The sequence below is a fragment of the Mycobacterium sp. genome (genome assembly GCF_036488105.1).
Taxonomy (GTDB): Bacteria; Actinomycetota; Actinomycetes; order Mycobacteriales; family Mycobacteriaceae; genus Mycobacterium.
The window spans coordinates 1-3,472 of record NZ_DASXHW010000474.1; the positions used below are offsets into that span (position 1 = coordinate 1).

The following is a 3,472-nucleotide window of genomic DNA, read 5'->3' on the forward strand; positions in this document are numbered from 1 at the left end:
CGGCAATCTCGCTGATAAGCTGCGCCGCTGAGCACCATAAGAGTGGAGAGCAGCGCATGTCATTGCCCGCAGGCACCCAAGACCTGATCGGGACGCACTACCGGTACCCCGACTATTTCGACGTGGGTCGCGAGAAGATTCGCGAGTTTGCCGAGTCCATCAGCAACGATCACCCGTCGCACCACTCCGAGGAGTCAGCCGCCGAAATCGGCTATGACGCCACAGTGGCGCCGCTGACCTTCCTTGCGGTCGCCGGACGACGCGTCCAGATGGACGTCTTCACCAAGTTCGACATCCCGATCAACATGGCCCGCGTGTTGCACCGCGACCAGAAATTCCTGTACCACCGGCCGATCACGGCCGGTGACAGGCTGTACTTCGACACCTACCTGGACTCGGTCATCGAATCCCACGGGACGGTGATCGCCGAGATTCGCAGCGAAGTCACAGACGCCGACGGCAACCCCATCATCACCAGCATCGTCACCATGCTCGGCGAGTCGTCCAACCCCGACGCCAACGCGGAGGCGACAATCGCGGCAATTGCATCCATCCGCGCCGGGGCCTAGTCTCAGCCGGAACCTTTCAGGGGGAATCCACACCAATGAGCACCGATCTCACGCCGCACTTTGACGACGTCCAGTCGCATTACGACCTGTCGGACGACTTCTACCGGCTCTTTCTCGACCCCAGCCAGACCTACAGCTGCGCATACTTCGAACGCGACGACATGACGCTGGAAGAGGCGCAGGTGGCCAAGGTCGACCTGTCGCTGGGCAAACTGGGCCTGGAGCCCGGCATGACGCTGCTGGACGTCGGCTGTGGCTGGGGAGCCACCTTGCGTCGCGCGATCGAGAAGTACGACGTCAACGTGATCGGGCTGACGTTGTCCAAGAACCAGGCCGCCCACGTGCAGAGAACGTTCGACGAGCTGGACAGCCCACGCTCCCGGCGGGTGCTGCTGGAGGGCTGGGAGCAGTTCCACGAGCCGGTCGACCGGATCGTCTCGATCGGCGCATTCGAACACTTCGGTTTCGAACGCTACGACGACTTCTTCAAGATGGCCTGGGACGCGCTGCCGGCCGGCGGCACCATGATGTTGCACACCATCGTCGTCCCGACCGACCAAGAATTGGCAGACCGCGGCATCAAGATGACCATGACCAGGGCGCGGTTCGCCCTGTTCATGATGAACGAGATCTTCCCCGGCGGCCGCCTGCCGACGGTCGCCATCGTCGAAGATCACGCCACCAAAGCCGGTTTCGACGTCACCCGCATCCAGCCGCTGCGGCAGCACTACGCGCGGACCCTGGACTTCTGGGCTGAGGCGCTCGAGGCCCGTAAGGACGAGGCGATCAAGATCCAGTCCGAAGAGGTCTACGAGCGCTACATGAAATACCTGACGGGATGCGCCAACCTGTTCCGTGAGGGCGCCTGCGACGTGGCCCAGTTCACCCTGGTCAAGCCCGCCGCATAAGCCGCGCAGGCTCGAAGGCTCAGCCGAAGAACATATTGCGGCGGCCGGCCAGCAGCTGATACAGCGTCTGCTGAATGGTCTCGCGCACCTGGTCGGTCAGCTCGAAGGTGACCATCGGGTCCTCGGCATCGGCACCCTCGTAGTGCGCGGTCTCGATCGGCTCACCGAAGGCGATGTGCCACTTCGACGGCAGCGGTATCAGCCCGGCCGGACCCGCCAGCGGGAACAGCGGCGTGATCGGGAAGTACGGCACCCCGAACAACCGCGCCAGCAATCGCACGTCGGTCAGCATCGGGTAGATCTCCTCCGACCCGACGATCGAGCACGGGATGATCGGCGCCTTGGCGCGCAGTGCGGCCGCCACGAAGCCGCCGCGGCCGAAGCGCTGCAGCTTGTAGCGGTCCTTGAAGCGCTTACCCAAACCCTTGTAGCCCTCGGGGAACACCGCGGTCAGTTCGCCCGCGGCCAGTAACCGGTGCGCGTCAGCGGTGCACGCCATGGTGTGCCCGGCCTTGCGGGCCGCCGCGCTCACCATCGGCAGGTCGAACACCATGTCGGCGGCCAGCAGCCGCAGATCCCGGTGCGCGGGATGCTCGTCATGCACGGCCACCGAGGCCATCAGCCCGTCGAAGGGCAGCACGCCGGCGTGGTTGGCCACCACCAGGCCCGCGCCGGTGTCGGGGAGGTGCTCGACGCCGCTGACCTCGACACGGAACCATGACTTGAAGAAGAACCTGAGCAGCGGTCGCACGATCGCATCGTTGAAGTGCGGGTCGAAGCCGAACTCGTCGACGCTGTAGTCACCGGCGAGCCGGTGCCGCAGAAAGTCGGCGACGGCACTGACCTTTTGCGCGAACTCGTTGGCCGGCTCTTCCCCGCCGGGTCGACTGGCCGCACCGCGACGGTGCTGATCGATTTCGCGTACGACGGCGGCAATCTCGTCGGCGGATGCGCGGGTGTCGGGTTCGGAGAGGAGTGAGGGGTGTCGGCGAGAGCTCTGCGTGCGTTGCCCGGCACGCCGCTGGGCCGCGGCGCGGCCTGAATTCCCGTGCAGCGGAATGACTTTCGCCTTTGAATCGCCCGCCATAAGCACACCTCCCCCCGCCCTTAGTTGATTGTGGTTCGGCCACCAAAGCGCTGCGCTGCTGCTACGGCCCGGCCCTCAATGGAGCGTACCCACTCAGGATCGATAATGGGAGTCAAACCTCGGCCGCGTACATAATCGTCAAAAGCTTCCGCGGTCGACCACTTCGGGTGGTATCCGAGCTCTTGTTCCATCCGGGTGGTATCCATCACTCGGCCGTAGCTCAAGTAGCCGAGTTGCTCGCGGTTGATCTCCAGGTAGCGGTTGGCCTTGCGCAACGAATCAAGTGCCGCGAGACCAAATCCCGGTACCGGCAGCGCAACTCGGCCTGCCCGTCGGATCGCCTGCGACAGCATGATGATCCCGCTGGCGCCGATGTTGAACGTACCGGGCTTGCCGACCATCACGGCCCGCTCCAAAGCACCCAGCGCGTCCTGCTCGTGCAGCAGCTGCAGCCGGGCGTCGCGGCCGAGAACCGTCGGGACCAACGGCCCGGCCAGGTAGCGCGACAGCGTGGTCTCCATCGCCGGACCGATCATGTTGGCCAGCCGCAGGATCGTCACTGAGATGTCGGGCCGACGCCGACCCAGCCCGCGGGTGTAACCCTCGATGTCGAGGCTGTCTTTCGGAAAGCCTTCCCCGAACGGACGGCGGCTGCTGCTGTCCTCGGTGAACAGCACGGGATCATGCGCGCTGGACCCGTAAACCTCCGAGGTCGACTTCAGCACGACGCGACGCACCGACGGCGTGTTCTGGCAGGCGGCGAACAGCTGCATCGCGCCGAGCACATTGATTTCCTTCAACGCCGCCCCGCCGCCGGAACGCGGCGCGAATGACGCCGCTGCCGCGTGAACCACGGTGTCGACGTCGCCGTTTCGGATCACCTTGGCGACAAAGGGGTTGCGGATGTC

General features: G+C 64.9%; 4 protein-coding genes. 2 read left to right on the forward strand and 2 right to left on the reverse strand.

Annotation, left to right across the window (positions count from 1 at the left end; all coding sequences use genetic code 11):
• The first annotated feature begins 56 nt into the window (after nt 1-56).
• Together VGH54_RS24750 and VGH54_RS24755 are read left to right on the forward strand one after the other, a co-directional pair.
• Entirely contained in the window at nt 57-569 is a 513-nt protein-coding gene (locus VGH54_RS24750) for an FAS1-like dehydratase domain-containing protein (protein WP_331514773.1), read from the forward strand.
• A gap of 35 nt (nt 570-604) precedes the next feature.
• Complete coding sequence (locus VGH54_RS24755; protein ID WP_331514774.1) at nt 605-1,477, forward strand: cyclopropane mycolic acid synthase family methyltransferase; 873 nt, start codon at nt 605-607, stop codon at nt 1,475-1,477.
• A 19-nt stretch (nt 1,478-1,496) separates the two neighbouring features.
• Here the strand turns inward: VGH54_RS24755 and VGH54_RS24760 are convergent, their stop codons facing one another.
• The gene (locus tag VGH54_RS24760; protein WP_331514775.1) at nt 1,497-2,564 is read right to left on the reverse strand and encodes a lysophospholipid acyltransferase family protein; all 1,068 of its coding nucleotides are present in this window, start codon (nt 2,562-2,564) and stop codon (nt 1,497-1,499) included.
• Between the two features lie 20 nt (nt 2,565-2,584).
• Nucleotides 2,585-3,472, reverse strand: an 888-nt coding sequence (locus tag VGH54_RS24765) for an NAD-dependent epimerase/dehydratase family protein (protein ID WP_331514776.1), incomplete at its 5' end; no start/stop codon positions are given.

Coding starts and splice junctions, on each gene's coding strand:
- VGH54_RS24750 (WP_331514773.1), top strand. CDS start 57: ATGTCATTGCCCGCAGGCACCCAAGACCTGATCGGGACGCACTACCGG.
- VGH54_RS24755 (WP_331514774.1), top strand. CDS start 605: ATGAGCACCGATCTCACGCCGCACTTTGACGACGTCCAGTCGCATTAC.
- VGH54_RS24760 (WP_331514775.1), bottom strand. CDS start 2,564: ATGGCGGGCGATTCAAAGGCGAAAGTCATTCCGCTGCACGGGAATTCA.